The 18,601-nt window shown below is 33.2% G+C and carries 20 protein-coding genes and 1 pseudogene; 14 read left to right on the top strand and 7 right to left on the bottom strand.

All coding sequences use genetic code 11. The annotated features are described in order from the left end of the window. Window positions 1–193 precede the first annotated feature (193 nt). The 3 genes from BLP60_RS08495 (at window position 194) to hcp (ending at window position 3,857) form a co-directional block, all read left to right on the top strand. The gene (locus tag BLP60_RS08495; protein ID WP_092065984.1) at window positions 194–841 is read left to right on the top strand and encodes a 4Fe-4S binding protein; all 648 of its coding nucleotides are present in this window, start codon (window positions 194–196) and stop codon (window positions 839–841) included. Next, window positions 823–2,130 carry a 4Fe-4S binding protein gene (locus tag BLP60_RS08490; RefSeq protein WP_092065982.1) on the top strand — a complete coding sequence of 436 codons (1,308 nt, stop codon included), beginning with the start codon at window positions 823–825 and terminating at the stop codon, window positions 2,128–2,130. Before BLP60_RS08495 ends, BLP60_RS08490 begins: the two co-directional genes overlap by 19 nt. Before the next feature lie 98 nt (window positions 2,131–2,228). Next, window positions 2,229–3,857, top strand: coding sequence for a hydroxylamine reductase (gene hcp / locus BLP60_RS08485; RefSeq protein ID WP_092065980.1), 1,629 nt, complete (start codon window positions 2,229–2,231; stop codon window positions 3,855–3,857). 60 nt (window positions 3,858–3,917) lie between these two features. On the opposite strand, the gene rbr is transcribed toward hcp, so the two are convergent. Genes rbr through BLP60_RS08470 form a run of 3 tightly spaced genes read right to left on the bottom strand, consistent with a single transcriptional unit; the run spans window position 3,918 to window position 5,302 of the window. After that, window positions 3,918–4,493, bottom strand: coding sequence for a rubrerythrin (rbr, locus tag BLP60_RS08480; protein WP_092065978.1), 576 nt, complete (start codon window positions 4,491–4,493; stop codon window positions 3,918–3,920). A 31-nt stretch (window positions 4,494–4,524) separates the two neighbouring features. Continuing rightward, a complete protein-coding gene (locus BLP60_RS08475; protein WP_092065976.1) occupies window positions 4,525–4,866 on the bottom strand; it encodes a DVU0772 family protein in 342 nt (113 codons plus the stop codon). Between the two features lie 10 nt (window positions 4,867–4,876). Further along, complete coding sequence (locus BLP60_RS08470) at window positions 4,877–5,302, bottom strand: Fur family transcriptional regulator (protein WP_092065974.1); 426 nt, start codon at window positions 5,300–5,302, stop codon at window positions 4,877–4,879. Window positions 5,303–5,437: 135 nt separating this feature from the next. On the opposite strand from BLP60_RS08470, the pseudogene prxU reads away from it, so the two are divergent. From prxU to BLP60_RS10665, 5 genes and pseudogenes are all read left to right on the top strand, one after another. After that, window positions 5,438–6,040: pseudogene (gene prxU / locus BLP60_RS08460) on the top strand (thioredoxin-dependent peroxiredoxin); the annotation flags it as partial. Window positions 6,041–6,473: 433 nt separating this feature from the next. Then, window positions 6,474–8,201 carry a 30S ribosomal protein S1 gene (locus BLP60_RS08455; protein ID WP_092066027.1) on the top strand — a complete coding sequence of 576 codons (1,728 nt, stop codon included), beginning with the start codon at window positions 6,474–6,476 and terminating at the stop codon, window positions 8,199–8,201. Further along, window positions 8,185–9,081 carry a signal peptide peptidase SppA gene (gene sppA / locus BLP60_RS08450; protein ID WP_092065969.1) on the top strand — a complete coding sequence of 299 codons (897 nt, stop codon included), beginning with the start codon at window positions 8,185–8,187 and terminating at the stop codon, window positions 9,079–9,081. The genes BLP60_RS08455 and sppA overlap by 17 nt, the downstream gene beginning before the upstream one ends. Beyond that, window positions 9,074–10,126, top strand: a complete 1,053-nt coding sequence (gene mqnE / locus BLP60_RS08445; RefSeq protein WP_092065967.1) for an aminofutalosine synthase MqnE — start codon at window positions 9,074–9,076, stop codon at window positions 10,124–10,126. Before sppA ends, mqnE begins: the two co-directional genes overlap by 8 nt. A 248-nt stretch (window positions 10,127–10,374) precedes the next feature. Then, window positions 10,375–10,527 (top strand): hypothetical protein, encoded by a 153-nt coding sequence (locus BLP60_RS10665; protein WP_200779126.1) that lies wholly within the window; start codon window positions 10,375–10,377, stop codon window positions 10,525–10,527. Here the strand turns inward: BLP60_RS10665 and BLP60_RS08440 are convergent. Next, entirely contained in the window at window positions 10,524–11,561 is a 1,038-nt protein-coding gene (locus BLP60_RS08440; protein WP_092065965.1) for an elongator complex protein 3, read from the bottom strand. The two genes, BLP60_RS10665 and BLP60_RS08440, sit on opposite strands and share 4 nt — an antisense overlap. Window positions 11,562–11,647: 86 nt before the next feature. Here BLP60_RS08440 and BLP60_RS08435 point away from each other — a divergent pair, with 86 nt between their 5' ends. Then, window positions 11,648–12,058: an HIT family protein gene (locus BLP60_RS08435; protein WP_092065963.1), complete on the top strand. Its 411-nt coding sequence runs from the start codon at window positions 11,648–11,650 to the stop codon at window positions 12,056–12,058. A 91-nt stretch (window positions 12,059–12,149) separates the two neighbouring features. Then, complete coding sequence (locus BLP60_RS08430; RefSeq protein ID WP_092065961.1) at window positions 12,150–12,443, top strand: HU family DNA-binding protein; 294 nt, start codon at window positions 12,150–12,152, stop codon at window positions 12,441–12,443. Here BLP60_RS08430 and BLP60_RS08425 read toward each other — a convergent pair. Genes BLP60_RS08425 through BLP60_RS08415 form a run of 3 tightly spaced genes read right to left on the bottom strand, consistent with a single transcriptional unit; the run spans window position 12,427 to window position 15,288 of the window. After that, window positions 12,427–13,101, bottom strand: coding sequence for a septal ring lytic transglycosylase RlpA family protein (locus BLP60_RS08425; RefSeq protein WP_092065959.1), 675 nt, complete (start codon window positions 13,099–13,101; stop codon window positions 12,427–12,429). The two genes, BLP60_RS08430 and BLP60_RS08425, sit on opposite strands and share 17 nt — an antisense overlap. 2 nt (window positions 13,102–13,103) lie before the next feature. Beyond that, the gene (moaA, locus tag BLP60_RS08420; RefSeq protein ID WP_092065957.1) at window positions 13,104–14,093 is read right to left on the bottom strand and encodes a GTP 3',8-cyclase MoaA; all 990 of its coding nucleotides are present in this window, start codon (window positions 14,091–14,093) and stop codon (window positions 13,104–13,106) included. Continuing rightward, window positions 14,080–15,288, bottom strand: coding sequence for a glycosyltransferase family 9 protein (locus BLP60_RS08415; RefSeq protein WP_092065955.1), 1,209 nt, complete (start codon window positions 15,286–15,288; stop codon window positions 14,080–14,082). Before BLP60_RS08415 ends, moaA begins: the two co-directional genes overlap by 14 nt. A gap of 63 nt (window positions 15,289–15,351) precedes the next feature. Here BLP60_RS08415 and BLP60_RS08410 point away from each other — a divergent pair, with 63 nt between their 5' ends. Genes BLP60_RS08410 through BLP60_RS08395 form a run of 4 tightly spaced genes read left to right on the top strand, consistent with a single transcriptional unit; the run spans window position 15,352 to window position 18,486 of the window. Continuing rightward, window positions 15,352–16,023 (top strand): precorrin-2 dehydrogenase/sirohydrochlorin ferrochelatase family protein, encoded by a 672-nt coding sequence (locus tag BLP60_RS08410; protein ID WP_092065953.1) that lies wholly within the window; start codon window positions 15,352–15,354, stop codon window positions 16,021–16,023. Then, on the top strand, window positions 16,007–16,828 hold the full coding sequence (locus BLP60_RS08405) for a cytochrome C assembly family protein (RefSeq protein ID WP_092065951.1): 822 nt from the start codon (window positions 16,007–16,009) through the stop codon (window positions 16,826–16,828). The genes BLP60_RS08410 and BLP60_RS08405 overlap by 17 nt, the downstream gene beginning before the upstream one ends. A gap of 1 nt (window position 16,829) precedes the next feature. Further along, window positions 16,830–18,134 (top strand): glutamyl-tRNA reductase, encoded by a 1,305-nt coding sequence (gene hemA, locus BLP60_RS08400; protein ID WP_092066025.1) that lies wholly within the window; start codon window positions 16,830–16,832, stop codon window positions 18,132–18,134. A gap of 16 nt (window positions 18,135–18,150) precedes the next feature. Then, a complete protein-coding gene (locus BLP60_RS08395) occupies window positions 18,151–18,486 on the top strand; it encodes a hypothetical protein (protein ID WP_092065949.1) in 336 nt (111 codons plus the stop codon). Window positions 18,487–18,601 lie beyond the last annotated feature (115 nt).

Genomic DNA, 18,601 nt, shown 5'->3' with positions numbered 1-18,601 from the left:
TACCTCAAAATCCTTATTTTTGACTTAAGTCAAGGAAACACTATTTTAGACAAAATAAACATAAAACTAGCTTTTTTAGAACGAGTTAAAAATTAATTATATTGAATAAAAAATTTTTTCTTTTTGCTTTTGCAAAAAATTAAAGTTAAAAAATAACACCGAAATAAATAATCCAATATATGAGAAAAGACAAATGAAAACCCTCTCCCAAAGTTTTCAAATAAAAACCTGTAGAGGTTGTGCCAAAGAAAATGATTGTCCTAATTCCTTAGGCATAGACCACCTACTTATTGAAAAAATAAAACAAGCTATTTCCCAAAGTAAATGGCCAGAATTTCTAAAGACACAAGTAAAATTTCCTCCCAAGGCCCATCAACAATTTAGAATCAGTATTTCTGGATGCGCTAATGCTTGTTCCCAACCTCAAATAGTCGACTTCGGCCTAATAAGAGCAATAATACCTATTTTAGATAAAGATAAATGTTCGCAATGTAAAAAATGTATCAATTATTGTGAAGAACAAGCTATTACTTTAGAAAACAACTATCCTGCTTTTAACTTTCAAAAATGCCTTGGCTGTGGTAAATGTTGGCGAGAGTGCCCAGAAAATGCTATTTTTAAAAAACAAGATGGATTTAGAATTTTAATAGGAGGGAAACTCGGGCGACATCCACGTCTAGCCCAAGAATTGCCAGTTATCCTTTCTACTGAAAAAAGTATAGAATTACTCATCAAGATCCTAGAATTCTACCAAAAACACTATCAAAAAGGAAAAAGATTAGGAGATTTGCTGCATATTTCTGATTTTAACGAGTTAATGTTATGTCAAGAAAATGGTTAATCTTACCCATAGTTAGCTTCATTATCTTAGCAGCTCACAATTTAAGAATAGGAAGTGTCAACCTTGCTCTCTTATGGTTATGTTTTGTAAGTTTGCTTTTTGTTAAAAACAGTTGGGTAAAATATATCTTAACTTTGAGCCTTCTTATAGGTTCGGTGCTTTGGATTAAAATAAGCCTTACTCTTATTCAATTTAGATTGATATTCAACCTCCCGTGGATAAGACTTTCTCTTATTTTAGGCGGAGTTTTAATTATTCTTTTAATTTCTATCTTTATTATCCTTGCAAAAGGAGATCTTCTCTTTCCTAGAAAAAAATCTTCTTCTCACTTTCAACTAGCATCCTTTTTACTCTCTTTTATTTTACTTAGCTTAGCAGAGTATAAAACTAGTTTTCCTATTCTTTTAGGAAATAGATTTTCCCTTCCCCTAGGTTTTACTGAAATTTTTATTTTATCTACCTACTCTGCTTGGTTAACAGGAAAATTTTTAGAGCCGCATAAGAATAAACAATTAAGACCTAAAATCTGGCTTTTATTTTCATGCGTGTTTTTTGCTCAACTTATTTTTGGTCTTTTAGGCATCCAACAAATGCTTATGACAGGTAAACTACACCTTCCTATACCTGCCCTTATTGTGGCAGGACCTATCTATAGAGGAAATGGCTTTTTTATGCTTATCTTGTTTATCTCAACAATATTTTTAGTCGGTCCTGCTTGGTGCAGTTATTTATGTTACATTGGAGCATGGGACGATTTTGTCAGCAGACAAGCCTCTACAATAAAACCTTTATCTAAAAAAACCAAATGGTTTCAATTTATAAACCTTATATTAGTTATCGTAGTAGCCTACCTTTTACATTTTTTTAATATATCTTGGCAGATAGCTACTTTTTTAGCGATCATCTTTGGAATAATTGGGTTTATTATAATGATATATTTCTCTAAACAAAGAGGACAAATGGTTCATTGTACAACCTTCTGTCCTATAGGTTTTTTAAGTAATATTTTAGGCAAAATATCTCCCTGGAGATTAAAAATAAATCCTAATCTCTGTAGTCAATGTAAAAAATGTATATCTGTATGTAGGTACAATGCACTAGATTTATCTAAATTAACAAAAGGAACTCCTAATATTTCTTGCACCCTTTGCGGAGATTGCATTGATGAGTGTAAAAGCAAAGCTATTAATTTATATCTGTTAAATCTAAACCCTAGTTTGTCTCAAAAAATTTTTTTCACAGTCATCAGCAGTATCCATGCTATCTTTTTAGGCGTAGCAAGAATTTAAACAAAACAATCTCTTCTTGACTTAAGTCAAAGTATATTATTTAAAAATTAATAAACTAATCTTCAAACAGGGATAAACCCTTATTTAAGGAGGATAAAATGTTTTGTTATCAGTGTGAACAAACAGCTAAAGGCAAAGGTTGTGAGAAAATAGGCATCTGCGGAAAAGATCCTGAGGTGGCTGCCTTACAAGATTTATTAATCTATACCTTAAAAGGACTCTCTCAAGTAGCTCTTGTTGCAAGAGAAAAAGGAATAAATGAAAAAAAAGTTAATGTATTTATGTTAGAGGCTACTTTTTCTACTCTTACCAATGTAAACTTTGATGCCAACAGAGTGGCAAACTTAGTAAAAAAATGTGTGGAATTAAGAGATGAACTAAAGAAAAAAATTAGTGAAAGAGGTGGCGTTGCCCCAGAAAACGGACCTGCTGGATTGAAACTAGCCTCGGATCTAAAAGGACTAGTAGCTCAAGGAGAAGAGCATGGAATTCTTGCTGAAAAAGACCCAGATCCAGATATTCATTCTTTAAAACAAACTCTTATTTATGGATTAAAGGGTGTTGCAGCTTATGCAGACCATGCTCAAATCTTAGGACAAGAAGATGATCGTATTTATAAATTTATCCAAGAGGCCTTTGCTGCCACTTTAAGAACAGATATGGATCTAGGTAAATGGGTAGAGATGGTCTTAGAATGTGGGCGTATTAATTTACTAACTATGGAACTTTTAGACAAAGGCAATACAACTACTTATGGGCATCCTACCCCTACTAAGGTCCCATTAGGAGCTAAAAAAGGTAAAGCTATTTTAGTCTCTGGTCATGACTTAAGAGACTTGGAAATTATTTTAAAACAAACTGAAGGCAAGGGAATATATGTATACACCCATGGAGAAATGCTTCCTTGTCATGGTTATCCAGAACTCAAAAAATACCAACATTTTTATGGCCACTATGGTACTGCTTGGCAAAACCAACAAAAAGAGTTTGCCAAGTTTCCAGGGGCAATCATTATGACCACTAACTGTATTCAAAAACCTTTAGATAATTATAAAAATAATATATTCACTACAGGTCTTGTTGCCTGGCCAGGCATAACTCATATTGGGGAAGATAAGGACTTTACTCCTGCTATCGAACGAGCTTTAGAAATGGAAGGATTTAAAGAAGATACAGACTTAGGTTATGTGACAGTTGGTTTTGCACGCAACGCAATACTTTCTGTCGCAGACAAAGTTATTGAAGGCGTAAAAGCAGGTAAAATAAGACACTTTTTCGTAGTAGGTGGTTGTGATGGTGCAAAGCCTTCGCGCAACTACTACACAGAGTTAGTAGAAAAAATACCACACGACTGTCTTGTTTTGACTTTAGGCTGTGGAAAATTCAAATTTTTTAATAAAAATCTTGGAGAAATAGATGGTATACCCAGGCTCCTTGACTTAGGACAATGCAATGATGCTTATTCTGCCATTCAAATTGCCCTTGCTTTAGCCAAAGCATTTAATTGTGATGTTAATGAGTTACCTCTCTCACTTATTATATCTTGGTATGAACAAAAAGCTGTAGCAATTTTACTTACCCTACTTTCTCTTGGCATAAAAAATATTCGTCTTGGACCAACCTTACCTGCCTTTATTACTCCAAATGTTTTAGACTTTTTAGTAAAAAATTACGATATCAAGCCCATTAGCACTCCAGAAGAAGACCTCAAGGCAATTCTGGGATAAAAAGGAAAAGGCCGCTTTCTTAAAGAAAGCGGCCTTTTCCTCCTTAAATTTATAATTATATTACCAATTTTCTGCTAACAACTCAAAATACGCTTGGGGATGATCACAAGCAGGACATTTATCTGGAGCTTCCTCTCCTGTATGTAAATATCCACAATTCAAACATCTCCAGACAACCTTAGTATCTTTTTTAAATACTTTACCATTTTCTAAGTTAGCAGCTAATTCCTTATATCTCTTCTCATGTTGCTGTTCAGCTATAGCAATTGCTCTAAACACAGCAGCAATTTCAGGGAATCCTTCTTCATCTGCTATTTTTGCAAACTCTGGATACATATGCTCATACTCCTCTTTCTCCCCTTCTGCTGCAGCTTTTAAATTTTCTAATGTAGATCCAATTACTCCTGCGGGGAAAGATGCTTTTACCTCTACTACTCCACCTTCTAAAAACTTAAACAAACGCTTGGCATGTTCTTTTTCTTGATTAGCCGTTTCTTCAAAAATTTTAGAAATCTGAACATACCCTTCTTTTTTAGCCTTACTAGCAAAATAAGTATATCGATTTCTTGCCTGCGACTCACCAGCAAAAGCAGTAAGCAAATTTTTTTCTGTTTGAGTTCCTTTGATTGATTTCATATCTCCTCCTAATTTTATATTTTTGTTAAAATTATAACCCCATTTTTTCTTCTAACCATGCTTTTATCTTAGGAGTAATAGGAAACACTCCTTTTAACTTGCCCATCTTGGCATAAAAATCTTGAGCCAAATTATCAGGGAGATCAAGCTCTGCTAGTTCTTCAGGCCCTTCTGAACTCATTTTAATTAACATAACTTTTGGAGAATCCCAAGTATTTACTACAAAATAATAAGAAGTTTCTCCTTCAAACTGTACAGCCCTTCTCTCTCCCTTATAAGGATTATTACCCCACTCTAGATGCCTGGTAATGGCATCTTCTTGAGTCATATCCCATTCTATAGGCAAATCTCTAAACTTCTTTAAATCACACATAAAGCCTCCTTTACTGGTCTAAGTTAAAAGGCCTTGGAGACCTTTGCACCTGCTTTTGGCATTCTGGACAAATGCCAACTAACTCTATTCTATACCCTTTTAATAAAAAACCTGAAATATATTCCTGATCAAAACTTAAATCCACATCCAAATCTACATCTGCAACTTTACCACATTCAAGACAACGGATATGTAAGTGAGGTTCTGGATTTCCATCAAATCTCTTTTGATGCCCAGCCAACTCTAACTTTTGAATAATCCCCATTTCAGACATTATCTCCAAATTGCGATATACTGTACCTAAGCTAATCTTAGGTAATTCTTTTCGCACCATATCATATACTTCATCTGCAGTTGGATGTGTCTTAACTTTTTTCAAAGTTTTTAAAATTATTTGACGTTGTTTTGTTAACCTCTTGTCTTTAGGTAATTTCATAATTAACTTCCTTAAATAAAATTTAAATTTTCTATTTATTTTTTAAATAATACGCTTGACTTCCAATGATATTGATAATAATTATCAATTATCGTCTTGTCAACAAAAAAATAACAGGAGGTAATAATTATGAACGTACGTCCAGGAGTAGAAGCCCCAGAGTTTTCTTTACAAGGCTATTATGAAGGTGGAGTAAAGGAATTCAAACTTTCTGACTTTAGGGGTAAATGGGTAGTAATCTGCTTTTACCCTGCAGACTTTACTTTTGTTTGACCTACTGAAATTTCAGCAATAGCGGTTCGCTATCCAGAATTAAAAGAATTAGGAGTAGAGGTCCTTGCCATTAGCACAGATACTGTATTTAGTCACAAAGTTTGGCAAGAAGAAGAATTATCCAAAATGGTAGAAGGAGGAGCTCCTTTTCCCATGCTTTGGGATGTAGGAGGAAAAACAGGTCAAACTTATGGAGTTTATGATGAAAAAATGGGAGTTAATTTAAGAGGAAGATTTTTGGTTGATCCAGATGGAATAGTCCAAGCAGTAGAGGTTCTAAATGCTCCTGTAGGTAGAAATACAGATGAATTAATTCGTCAAATTCAGGCATTCCAATATGTAAGAGAACATTCCAATGAAGCTTGTCCTGCAGGCTGGCGTCCAGGCAAACCTACTTTAACACCTTCTCCTGCACTTGCAGGCAAAGTATACGAAGTGTGGAAAGTAGAATACGCCAAAGACTAAAAAAAAGGGAGCTTTAAGCTCCCTTTTTTAGTCTCAAGTTTGTTAAGTTTTTCTTTTTTAAACTAAATTTCTTTTTTAAAAACAGGAATTCTCTCCTGCATCACATTAAAAATTAAAAAGTTCCTTTTAAAAGAGACTCTAAAAAGCAATTCATCCAAATTATTAAGTAAATACTTTTTAATTGTTAACTGGTCTAAAGAAAAAAACAATTAACATATTTTTATATTCTTGAAAGCTATTTTATACCCTATCCAAAAACAAACGTTAAATCGCTTTAAATCTTTGTCTATCTAGTCGAAAATCATGTCCTTTAGTAACTTAAAAAATCAATTTAGATGAAATAGCCTTGGATTTAACCATAATTATAGTTGTCTTTTAAAATTTTCTTTGCTAAAATTGGTAGAATATATCGTCGTGTAGGGGGTTTTTTATGATGAATTCAAATGAAGCGATTAACAAAAATCAAGACATGGAGGTGAACTTTGAGACAGAATTAGAAAAATACTTAAACTTTGATTTTGATGAATTTCAAGATGGAAGTATTATTAAAGGGAAGGTGGTTAAGATTACGCCAGAATTTGTCCTGGTAGATGTAAACTATAAATCAGAAGGACAAATCCCAATTGCAGAATTCATGGATGTAGATGGGAACCTAACAGTCCAAGAAGGAGATGAAGTAGAAGTATTTCTAATTCGCAAAAATGATCTAGAAGGAACTATTTATCTCTCTTATGATAGGGCACGCAAAGCTCACGTTTTGGACAAATTAGAAGAAGCTTTTAACAACAGTGAAAGTATTCGAGGAAAAATAGTAAAACGCATCAAAGGTGGATACCAAGTAGATCTAGGAGGTCTTATCGCTTTTTTACCTGGCTCTCATGTAGATTTAAGGCCTGTTCCAGATATGAATGCTTTAGTAGGAGAAAGTTTTGATTTTAAAATAGTAAAAATTAACCGTCGCCGTAGCAATGTCATTGTCTCTAGACGCATTTTATTGGAAGAAGAAAGAGAAAAAGCCCGCCAAAAATTATTAGAAACCTTAAATGAGGGCGACATTGTTAAAGGCAAGGTCAAAAATATAACTGACTATGGAGTTTTTATAGACTTAGGTGGCCTAGATGGTCTTTTACATATTACAGATATGTCTTGGAAAAGGCTTAAACATCCTAAAGAAATGGTTTCTTTAGGTGATGAATTAGAATTAAAAGTTTTAAACTTTGACAAAGAAGGACAAAAAGTTTCCTTAGGACTTAAACAACTCTCTCCAGATCCCTGGGAAAACATTGACGAAAAATTTCCAATTGGCACAAAATTAAAAGGAAAAATTACCAGCCTCACAGATTATGGTGCTTTTGTAGAGTTAGAAGATGGAGTAGAAGGCTTAGTCCATGTTACAGAGATGTCTTGGACCAGGAAATTAAAACATCCATCTCAAATGGTCAAAGAAGGAGACGAGGTTGAGGTGGTAGTTTTAGATATAGATAAAGATAAAAAAAGACTTTCATTGGGAATGAAACAAGTCTATCCCAATCCTTGGGATATTGTAGCTGAAAAATATCCAGAAGGTACCATTTTAGAAGCTCCTATTAAAAATATAACAGAATTTGGATTATTTATTGGAATAGAAGAAGGAATTGACGGTCTTATCCATGTTTCTGATATTTCTTGGACAAAAAAAATCCGCCATCCAGGAGATCTCTATAAAGTAGGAGACATGGTTCAAGCTAAGGTATTAACTGTTGATAAAGATAATCAAAAATTTACCCTAGGTATAAAACAACTCACAGAAGATCCTTGGTTAAAAGTTCCAGAAAAATATCCTTCTGGCACTGTAGTAACAGGAAAAATTACCAATGTAACAGAGTTTGGTTTGTTTGTTGAAGTAGAAGAAGGCATCGAGGGTCTAGTCCATGTTTCTGAAATCAGTCAAAAAAAGATCAAGGATCCACGAGAAGTTTTTAAAGAAGACCAAGAAGTTACTGCTAAAGTTATAAATGCCAGTGCAGAAGAAAGACGCCTTGGTTTATCCATTAAACAATACCAAGAAGAAATAGAAAAAAAACGAGCTGAAGAGCAAAAAAATAAACAAAAAAATGCTGGTGGCAGTAATTTAGGAGATATTCTTCGCCAAAAATTAGAAGAAAATGAACAAAAGTCTTAAATTCAGCCAAAAGCATCCTCTTATTTTTGGATTTGCATTGATCTCTTTGGCCATGGTTCTAATCTTAGGAGCCATGGCCATTTTTAGTTCTTTTCTTTTTAAAAATAGTGCTCTTTCCTTTAACAAGTCCAAAATAGGAGTTGTTTATGTTGAAGGGGTTATTAATAACCCTATTCCTATCACTAGATGGATAAATAAACTTACTCAAAGAAAAGACATAAAAGCTATTTTGGTGCGTATAAACTCGCCAGGTGGAGTAGTTGGCCCATCTCAAGAAATATATGAGGCATTAAAACAAGCCAGAAAGAAAAAACCAGTAATCGCTTCTATGGGAGCAGTAGCAGCATCAGGCGGGTATTATGTTGCTCTAGGAGCACAAAAAATAATTGCCAACCCTGGCACCTTAACTGCGAGTATTGGGGTAAAGGCAAGTCTTACTAATTTTAAAGGTCTTTTGGATAAGTTAGGTATCAAAGAAGAGACCATAACTAGTGGAAAGCTTAAAAATGCAGGTACACCCTTTAGACCGCTTACCCCAGAAGAAAAACAATATTTTCAAGAGCTGGTTCAAGATCTACATTCCCAATTCGTGCAAGCAGTAATAGAAAATAGACACTTACCCTTAGAAAAAGTTCAAAAACTTGCAGATGGCAGGGCAATGACTGGAGTGCAGGCCTTAAAAGCAGGTTTAATAGATGACTTAGGAGGCTTTGACCACGCCTTAAATCTGATAAAAAAAATGCTTAAACTCTCATCAAAACCCATATTAATTGAAGGTCCACCTAAAAAACAGCCATTGTTAAGTAGAATCTTAGGTCTTGAAAATTTTAAATTAAACTATCAAATAGTTGGCCCAAGATGGATATTTAGCTATGAATAAAATAAAAGAGAAAGTCTTGGCAAATGAAAGAATATCTCCTCAAGAAGCCTTACAACTTGTAAATTTTTCTATTCACGAGTTAGGAGAGCTTGCCTTTAAAAAAAGAAAGTCTTTTCATCAAAAAAAGACCTATTATATCTATAATCAACACCTAAACTATACCAATATATGTAAAAATAAGTGTAAATTTTGTGCTTATTTTAAAGAAAAAAATCAAAAAGGGGCATATACCTTTTCTATCGCTGATATAAAAAAAGAGATAAAAAAAAGAATCCACGAGCCTATTGTAGAAATCCATATAGTAGGAGGACTTAACCCAGATCTTCCCCTATCTTATTATGAAGAAATGCTTTCCACTATTAAAAACATTAGACCAGATGTGAGAATTAAAGCATTTACAGCAGTAGAGATTGCTTTTTTAGCAGAAAAACACAATCTCTCAGAAAAGGATATCTTACTTAAACTAAAAAACGCAGGCTTAGACGCTTTACCAGGAGGAGGAGCAGAAGTTTTCTCAACATCTCTCAGACAAAAGCTCTGCCCAGAAAAAATTTCAGCTGAAAAATGGCTGAAAATCCACGAACTGGCCCATAACTTAAACATTCCCACAAATTGCACCCTCTTATTTGGACATATAGAAACTTGGCCAGAAAGATTAGATCATCTCCATTCACTAAGAACACTTCAGGACAAGACCAAAGGTTTTTTATGTTTTATTCCTCTACCCTATCAACCTAACAACAACCAACTATCTGCTAAGGGTCCAAATGGCCAAGATTTTCTTCAAATGATTGCCATTTCTAGAATCTTTTTAGACAACATTAAACATATAAAAGCCTATTGGGCATTCTCTGGTCTAAAAGCTGCCCAACTAGCCCTTTGGTTTGGAGCAGATGACTTTGATGGCACAATTGTAGAAGAAAAAATAGGACATGCTGCAGGAGCAGATAGTCCTAAAGGCCTTACTCAAGCTGAGTTAAAAACATACATTCAACAAGCAGGATTTACTCCTGTTCAAAGAAATACTTTTTTTCAAGAAATTTAAAGATATATAAATTGGCACTCTTCCTTCTTTTTAACTTTTTAAGCTTTAAGGGGGAACTATTTATATTCCCTAAAATTATTAAAAAGAACAAAGGAGTACTAAAATTAAACTAAAATCATTTTTCCCTCAAAACTCCCTGGCACAATTTAGAACAAGTGAACAGAGTATAGAATTTTAGAAAAATACCCTTATTGACTTTTAAAGCCTATTTAGGGTAATAAAGATAATTATTTCACAAGGAGGACCAAATGCAAACATTAATAGAATTACTCACTAATATGGCTCACAGCAGCACAGAAGGAAAGTTTGGAGTAGCTGGAATTTTTATTTTTTTCATTATTATTGTAGCCACAGCCTGTTATCGAATTAAACAAAATCTTGAAAACGAAAAACATCACTAACCCATAAATACAAATTCTTTAAATGGACCTATCTTTATAAAGGTAGGTCCATTTACTAGATTATACCAAAATTGTTGGTAAACATTCTTATATCCCCAAAGTTCGGATAAGTAACGTGAGGGAACTTCCAGAGAAGTCGGCTGCCAAGAAAGAGAAGCAATCAAGCGTTTTAGATACATATTCAAAGCAAAAGAACGAACCATAAATCCCAAAGCTTCATGCCAAGGCCCTGCGATAATATTTGCCAAAAGAGAACGTTCAGGCGTCAAGCCTATTCTCAAAATTTTTATATTATTTCTCCAAATATCTAATAAAGCAAAGCCTAAGGCATAAACTGTCTTTTCAATAGACCAAGGCCTATATTGTTCTAATCTATAAAGTTTGGCCAACAAAGTATTTTCCAAAACCAAACAAGGATAAATTCTTAAAGTACTAGGCTTTAAACAAATAGTTAACTCAATATCTTGCCAAAATTTGGCTAAATTATGTTTGGGTAAGCCTGGCAATAACTGAAAGCCATATTTTAAATTATACTTCTTCAAATAGTGAATAGCTTTTAAAATAGTGGAAAGAGTATATCCTCTATTTGCCACATCTAATACCTCAGAATCAAAACTTTGAATGCCAAGCTCTACTAAATCTACATTCTTAGACTTTAATAACTCTGCTACTTCATTATTGATAAAATCTGGCCTTGTAGAAAGACATACAAAATCCACAATATTTTTACATCTTAATTTTACTACCCTCTCTAATATCCAGCTTTGAAGTTCATAAGGAAGACCTGTGAATGTCCCGCCAAAAAAACCCACTCCATACACTTTATTATTTTTCTTTGCTCTAAATTCTAACTCAGTAAGTTCTTTAGAAACCAATGCCTTAAAATCTTTGACTTTTTTTCTGCCTGTGCTAATTTCTTGAGAACAGAATATACATCTCTTTTTGCAACCTGCAAAAGGCAAAAAAATTGGCCAAATAGAACGTTTCATTTTTGTAGGTGCTGGATGTTTTATAGCAAAAAGTTTTGTTTTCATTTTTTAGACTTGCAAAAAAAATTTTTTTTAAGTATTTTAATAGAATATGATTTCCACTTACTATAATAAATCTAAAGGAGCATAAAATGAGTGAGTGCATTTTTTGTGATATTATACATGGTAAAATCCCTTGTGCTAAAGTTTATGAGACAAAAAACACTTTAGCCTTCCTTGATATAGCTCCTGTTAATAAAGGGCATACACTCGTTATTCCCAAAAAACACTATCCAACTCTTTTTGATTTACCATCTGAGCTTGGAAAAGAGCTCTTAGAAGTTATGCAAAAAGTGGGTGAAGCTCTTCGCAAAACTGTCCAAGCAGAAGGTATAAACCTTGGTATGAACAATTTCAAGCCCGCAGGACAATTAGTTTTTCATGCTCATTTTCACATAATTCCTCGATATGAAAATGATGGTTTAAGCTTATGGCCCCAAAAAAAATACAACAATAATGATGAAATGCTAGCTCTTGCTCAAAAACTTGCCAATAACATTTAAATAACTAAAAAATATTTATCAAAAATATGAATATGAAAAATATTTTCATAACTCCATTTACAAAATAAGATTATTTAAGAGGAGGTTCTATATGTCTAATACTTTAACAAAAACAGATATTGTTGAAAAAATTTGCAATTACAGTCCCAAAAATCGAACCCAAGTAAAAGAGATTGTAGAACACCTAATTTGGCTAATAAAAAAAGGAATTAAAGAAGAAGGCTCAGTGCTTATAAGCGGATTTGGTAAATTTGAAGCTTATCAAAAAAATCCTCGTAAGGGCAGAAATCCTCAAACAAATGAAACTATTATCTTACCTGGTCGGAAGGTAGTTGTATTTAGAATTTCTAAAAAATTTAGGGCTGAACTCAATCAGCAAAAATAAAGCTATTTTTAAAATAATTCCATAATCTTTGCTGATTAACCTTAGCACTTGTAAGAGATAAAAAAGGGCCAACCTGAACTCGCCAAAGACTATCTTTTTTTACAACTCTACATTTATATCCTAAGCTGACCGCTTTGGTCTTGGCACGCAAAGCATTAATTTTTTGCGCAAAGGCACCTACTTGAATATAAAATTTTCCCTTAAAACTTTTTTCTTGTATACCTTGAACTACTTCTAGTCTAACCCTTGCTGTACCTGGGCCAATCATTCCTAAAGCCTTAGCCGCTTGATAAGATAAATCTATAATTCTACCTCGAACAAATGGTCCTCTATCATTTATTCTCACAACTACTTGTTTACCATTTTGAAGATTTGTTACGCGAACCTTGGTTTGAAAAGGTAAGACTTTATGAGCTGCTGTATAAGCATACATATTAAATATCTCACCACTTGCAGTCTTTTTCCCATGAAACTTAGGTCCATACCAAGAAGCAAAACCCTCCTCAACAAAAGCATGAGAAGAGGACAAAGGTCTATATGTTTTGCCATACACTCTATAAGCCTTGGGAGAAAAGGACTGTTTTAATTTAGGCTTTGAAGAACATCCACTGAAAAAAAATATTAGCAAACAAATACAACTTAGAAGTTTTCTTGCCATTTCTATCCCCCAATATTGACCATTTTAGTCAAACACACTTCCTTCTGACGTTCTGCAAGCAAATGTGCCCCTATAGGTTTATTTTTTCCTATAAGCTCAATTACTTTTTTTAACTGAGAAAGACTAATTTTTGAATTCCGTAATAAACCAAGCAAATTATATTCTTTATCTGAAAACAAACATGGTCTTAATTTACCTTGAGATGTAAAACGTAATCTATTGCATTCATTACAAAAATGATTGCTTAAAGGCGAAATAACTCCTATTCTTCCTTTTCCTTCTTTAATAACAAATACTCTAGCAGGACCACTATTAACTTTATGCTGAACAGGAGTAAGCTCTACTATTTTTTGCATTTCTTGCAAAATTTCTTCTGCAGACCAAAAATAGTCTCTTTTCCATAAAGTTTTTTCTCCAACAGGCATAAATTCTATAAAACGTACATCTACAGGATAATCTATAGCTAACTGCACAAATTGCTTTAATTCAGAATCATTAATTCCCTTTAAAGCAACTGCATTTACTTTTATCCTAAGACCAATCTCTACACCTAAGTAAATAGTATTTAAGACTTCTGATAGCAAATCTTTACCTGTTATTTGAACAAATTTATCCCTGGAAAAAGTATCAAGGGAAACATTTAAACCTTTCAACCCCATCTCTTTTAGCCGTACCAAACTATTTCTATTCCCCGTAATAGTTCCATTAGTAGTAATTCTAAAGTCAAATTCAGGAAACTTTGAGGTTAACTTTTCTAAGAATTCAAAAAAATTTCGTCTTAAAAAAGGTTCTCCGCCTGTTAAACGAACTTTTTTAATATCAAGTTCACTAGCAACATAAAGTAACTTTTCCATATCTTCATATCGCAATATATCGTGATGAGAAACTAGCTTGCCTCTTACCCCCTGACAATAAAAACATCTTAAATTGCATCTATCAGTAATACTCAGCCGCAAATAACTAATACCTCTACCATGTTTATCTACAATCATAAGCTCTCCTCCAATCCAAAATCCACTCCCTATCTGAAAAGAGGAATTCTGGATATCTTATCCCAAGATCTATCCCTAAAAGATATTCCTTTAAACTAAGACGCAATTTTTGACGCTCTTTTAAAAAATCAGGTTCTACTTCTAAAAAATAATCCACTCCTATTTCATCAAAAAAACTTTCACCTACTAAAACATGAGCTGAAGGAGATTTTTTTTTCTCAGCTAAAAAGTATAATACCTTTTCATTTAAAATCTGATGACATTTTAAATCAAAAAAACACTCTCTATTTTCTATACAAGGAGAACAGTCTAAACATACCTGAACAACCTCATGTCCCTTTCCATAAGGACCTGTTTCAAAACACCAAGCTGAAGAAAGAAAAAAACTTAAAGTCTTTACTCCAAAATGACATGCTAAATGCATGATCCCAGTATCTGGGGTAATTAAAAAACTTAAATTTTTTACTATTTCTATTAAATCTAATAAAGAAGTCTGTCCTGTTAGATCTACAACCTTCTCTCTATATTTAGGAGCCAAAACCTTCATGAGATTTTTAGCTACTTTTTTCTCTTGCCAAGATCCTAGCAAATAACACTCTTGTCCTTTATCTATAAAGTAACTTATTAAAAAAGCCAATTTTTCTAACCCCAGAGAACGCCTTTGATTACGTCCACTAACCACAACCCCTATAGGACCAGAGTTTAACTTAGCCTCAGGATTCACACTCTGAGCAGGATGAGGACAAGGACAAAGATAAGCCCAAAAATCTACTAGATTTAAAGGAGATAACTTTCTTTTTCTCGTCCAAAGAAAACCCTTTTTCGTCCAAACTGATTTTAAATTTTGTCTGTTTTCATGAGTATATCCAATAACCTTCTCTCCAGAAAACAATTTAGCACAAACAAAGTTTAGAGGAGAAAAATTAAGATTATAAACCTTCTCAAAATTATAGGTTTTAAGTCTAGCAAAACTTTTTTTATTTTCTATTATTAAATTCTTTTCAGATAATTCGCCACCATGGGCAATAATAGACATAACTTCTACTTGGGGAAAAATTTTAGAGGCAAACTCTGCTAGACTTTTATCTACTAATAAGACAACATTCCCCTGGGAAAGCAAAGATAGAAGCAAACGCTTGGTTTGAAGTATATCCCCCAAGCGAGCCAGTTGGATGACTAAAAAATTTGCAGCCATGAATAAAATAATTTAAACATACCCTAGATTAAGAAGCAAGGAAATTTTCAATAAAGCAAGACAATGAAATACTATCCCTTAAGTTTAAACTTGGCTCAATTTAAATGCTTAGTTGTTGGCGCAGGTAAGGTAGGAAAAAGAAAGCTACAGACATTAATTAAATTTAATCCTCTTCACATTACAGTGATAGATCCTTATACTGTGTTACCTTCTAATTTTTTATCTTATCCATTTATTCAATTCAAAAAAAAATCCTTTGAAGAAAAAGACCTAAATCATCACCACATTGTCTTTGCCTGTACTTCAGACATAGAACTAAATTCTACCATTGCGGATTTAGCAAAAAAAAGAAACCTGCTAATAAATAGTGCTACAAAACCAGAACAAAGCAATTTCATTTTGCCTGCAATTATTGAAAAAAAACATCTGACAATATCTATTTCTACTCATGGTATAGGTCCTGCTCTAGCTAAATATGTAAAAAACGAGATCTCGAAAAATATTGGCCCCGAGTATGATTTAATGGCCCAAATTTTAGAAAAAATAAGACCTCTTATTTTAAAACTTAATAATTCTAGCGAAGATAACTCTAAGTTATTAAACCAATTAGTAAAAACTTTAGTTCCTGTGCTTAAAAAAAATGATTTCCAAACAGTTGCTAAACTGCTAAAAAAAATCTTACCAACACCTCTAATCCCTTATGTGGGAGAAATTGTAGATGAACTTAAAAATTGAATTAATCATTGCTGTTTTTTATTTTTTAGCATGTTTAGAAATTTTTACAGGCTATCTTAAACAAAATCCAAAACTTAAGAAAATAGGCTCTATAACCCTTGGTGTTGGGTTTATTCTTCATTCTTTGGCTCTACTTAATATCTCTATTGCTCAAACCAAATTAAATATTTTAAATGGTCCTTTTTATTTTAATCTCTTAAGTTGGATTATTTTAGTAGTTATTTTTATTTTATGGATAAAGATAAAACTTGAATTCCTTTTTCTTATTGGTGGCCCCCTTGCTCTCCTCTTTTATATTTCAAGCATACTGACAACTTTTAAAATAAAAAATCTGATAGCCTCACAAACCATTAGCCTCTGGTTTGGTTTACATATTTTAACTCTATTCCTAAGTCTTGCGTTTCTCGCACTCGCCTTTGGCAGCGGACTAGTTTATCTATATTTAGAAAAAAAAATAAAAACCAAAAGTAAATTACCTAATTTTTCTAAGGACATGCCTTCTCTTACTACCTTTGACAAACTAAATCACCTAGCCACAATTTGTGGTTTTCCTTTATTTAGTTTAGGTTTATTTACTGGCTTTATCTGGGCTTCTTTGGCCTGGCAAAAAATTTTTACCTGGGATCCTAAAGAAGTGCTGGCCCTTATCATTTGGATCTTTTTTGCTTATCTTTTTCATCAAAGGCTAGCTCTGGGTTGGAAAGGAAGACGCCCTGCGAAATTAGCAATTTTTATCTTTATTTTATTTTTAATCTCTCTTATAGGGATAAACTTTCTTATGCCAACGCACCATGCATTTAAGTAAAATGAAAAAAAATATCATTTTAATTGGACTCAACCACAAAACAGCACCTGTTGAAATAAGAGAAAAATATGCTCTCAGTAGCTATTCTCCAAAAGAACACAACCTACTATTAAACTCAAAATCCCTTGAGGAGTATCTAATTTTATCTACCTGTAATAGAGTCGAAATTTTAGCCATTGGAGGAGCAAAAGATAAAATACTTCAAGAATTATTTTCTTTTTGGGTAAATTTCTGCAATGGAAGCCTAGAAGAGCTTCAGCAGCACATATATATATATCAAGACTTAGAAGCCATAAGACATCTTTTCACGGTAGCTGCCAGTCTTGACTCAATGGTAGTTGGAGAGCCTCAAATTTTAGGTCAACTAAAAACAGCTTATCGACAAGCTGTAAAAGCTCATACTGCTAAAGTAATTCTAAATCGCCTTCTCCATAAATCCTTTTCAGTAGCCAAAAGAGTTCGCACAGAAACAAACATTGCTTCCAGCGCAGTCTCTATTAGTTATGCTGCAGTAAAACTTGCTCAGAAAATATTTGGCAACCTCAAACATTCGGTAGCGCTCTTAATTGGAGCAGGAGAAATGGCAGAACTCGCAGCACTTCATCTGCTAAACAATGGCGTCAAAAATATTTTAGTGGCCAATAGAACTTTTGAGCGGGCAAAAGAACTGGCTATAAAATTTAAAGGAAAAGCAGTAAACTATAATAATCTCATTCAAACCCTTACTCACGTAGATATAATTATAAGCTCTACTGGAGCTCCTTATACTATTCTTCAAGCCAAAGAAGTAAAAACCATTCTTAAAAAAAGAAAATATCGGCCAATGTTTTTTATTGATATCGCAGTGCCACGAGACATTGACCCAGATGTTAACCAATTAGAAAATGTTTTTCTCTACGATATTGATGATTTAAAAGAAGTAGTAGAAGAAAATTTAGCCTCTAGGAAAGAAGAAGCCAAAAGAGCCTCCCTTATAATAGAAGAAGAAGTAGAAAAATTTAAAATATGGCTAAATAGCCTTGATATTACTCCAACCATTAAAGAACTTATGAGTAAAGGAGAACAAATAGCTTACAAAGAACTATATAAGACTCTAAAAAAACTACACCTTTCACCACAAGAGCAAAAACACATAGAAACCCTTGCCCTTTCTTTAGTAAAAAAGCTTTATACAGATCCTATTATTTTTTTAAAACGGCGCCAACAAGAAGAAGACACTATTACCAAATATATAGATGCACTAAGAAAAATGTTTAACTTAGATGAAATAGAACTAGAACAAAAAATTCACTCTCATAAAAATTAAAATAAAGGAGCAAACAATGAGATCTTATTTTATAGATGAGCTAAACTCAGAAGAAATGAAAAAAATCACTAATAACCTAAAAAAACAAAACTTAAAACAACCTGTTGATGGGTTGTATTGGCTTTATCTTCCTGAAAATCTTTATACCTCTCAACAAAAAGAACATCTAAAAACCTGTGGACCTTATTACTTTGCTATAGAAACTGGGAAAAATTGGCTTAAGCTTGAGCTTTTAATAAGAGCTGAACAAAAAATAAGATGTGCTTGTATCTCTTATGCAACTCAAGAACAAAGAGATTTTCTTATATCTTTTGCCGAAAATCTCCTTCAAGAACTTAATATTTTTATCTGAATTTAAAAAAACTCCTCGTTCTAACAGCTTTTTTAGACCGCTTGACTTTTTTCTTGACCAATTCCTTATTCAAGGATATTTTTTATGTTTACCTTTACTACACAAGGAGAAGAAA

It is taken from the genome of Desulfonauticus submarinus (genome assembly GCF_900104045.1).
In the GTDB taxonomy this organism is placed as follows: Bacteria; Desulfobacterota; Desulfovibrionia; order Desulfovibrionales; family Desulfonatronovibrionaceae; genus Desulfonauticus; species Desulfonauticus submarinus.
Note: the sequence above shows the minus strand (reverse complement) of the source record. Positions and strands in the feature narration are given on the sequence as shown.

Coding starts and splice junctions, on each gene's coding strand:
- BLP60_RS08490 (WP_092065982.1), top strand. CDS start 823: ATGTCAAGAAAATGGTTAATCTTACCCATAGTTAGCTTCATTATCTTA.
- hemA (WP_092066025.1), top strand. CDS start 16,830: ATGAAAAAAAATATCATTTTAATTGGACTCAACCACAAAACAGCACCT.
- BLP60_RS08470 (WP_092065974.1), bottom strand. CDS start 5,302: ATGAAATTACCTAAAGACAAGAGGTTAACAAAACAACGTCAAATAATT.
- BLP60_RS08430 (WP_092065961.1), top strand. CDS start 12,150: ATGTCTAATACTTTAACAAAAACAGATATTGTTGAAAAAATTTGCAAT.
- BLP60_RS08395 (WP_092065949.1), top strand. CDS start 18,151: ATGAGATCTTATTTTATAGATGAGCTAAACTCAGAAGAAATGAAAAAA.
- moaA (WP_092065957.1), bottom strand. CDS start 14,093: ATGATTGTAGATAAACATGGTAGAGGTATTAGTTATTTGCGGCTGAGT.
- BLP60_RS08405 (WP_092065951.1), top strand. CDS start 16,007: ATGAACTTAAAAATTGAATTAATCATTGCTGTTTTTTATTTTTTAGCA.
- BLP60_RS08475 (WP_092065976.1), bottom strand. CDS start 4,866: ATGTGTGATTTAAAGAAGTTTAGAGATTTGCCTATAGAATGGGATATG.
- BLP60_RS08410 (WP_092065953.1), top strand. CDS start 15,352: ATGAAATACTATCCCTTAAGTTTAAACTTGGCTCAATTTAAATGCTTA.
- mqnE (WP_092065967.1), top strand. CDS start 9,074: ATGAATAAAATAAAAGAGAAAGTCTTGGCAAATGAAAGAATATCTCCT.
- BLP60_RS08435 (WP_092065963.1), top strand. CDS start 11,648: ATGAGTGAGTGCATTTTTTGTGATATTATACATGGTAAAATCCCTTGT.
- hcp (WP_092065980.1), top strand. CDS start 2,229: ATGTTTTGTTATCAGTGTGAACAAACAGCTAAAGGCAAAGGTTGTGAG.
- BLP60_RS10665 (WP_200779126.1), top strand. CDS start 10,375: ATGCAAACATTAATAGAATTACTCACTAATATGGCTCACAGCAGCACA.
- BLP60_RS08495 (WP_092065984.1), top strand. CDS start 194: ATGAAAACCCTCTCCCAAAGTTTTCAAATAAAAACCTGTAGAGGTTGT.
- BLP60_RS08425 (WP_092065959.1), bottom strand. CDS start 13,101: ATGGCAAGAAAACTTCTAAGTTGTATTTGTTTGCTAATATTTTTTTTC.
- BLP60_RS08415 (WP_092065955.1), bottom strand. CDS start 15,288: ATGGCTGCAAATTTTTTAGTCATCCAACTGGCTCGCTTGGGGGATATA.
- BLP60_RS08440 (WP_092065965.1), bottom strand. CDS start 11,561: ATGAAAACAAAACTTTTTGCTATAAAACATCCAGCACCTACAAAAATG.
- rbr (WP_092065978.1), bottom strand. CDS start 4,493: ATGAAATCAATCAAAGGAACTCAAACAGAAAAAAATTTGCTTACTGCT.
- sppA (WP_092065969.1), top strand. CDS start 8,185: ATGAACAAAAGTCTTAAATTCAGCCAAAAGCATCCTCTTATTTTTGGA.
- BLP60_RS08455 (WP_092066027.1), top strand. CDS start 6,474: ATGAATTCAAATGAAGCGATTAACAAAAATCAAGACATGGAGGTGAAC.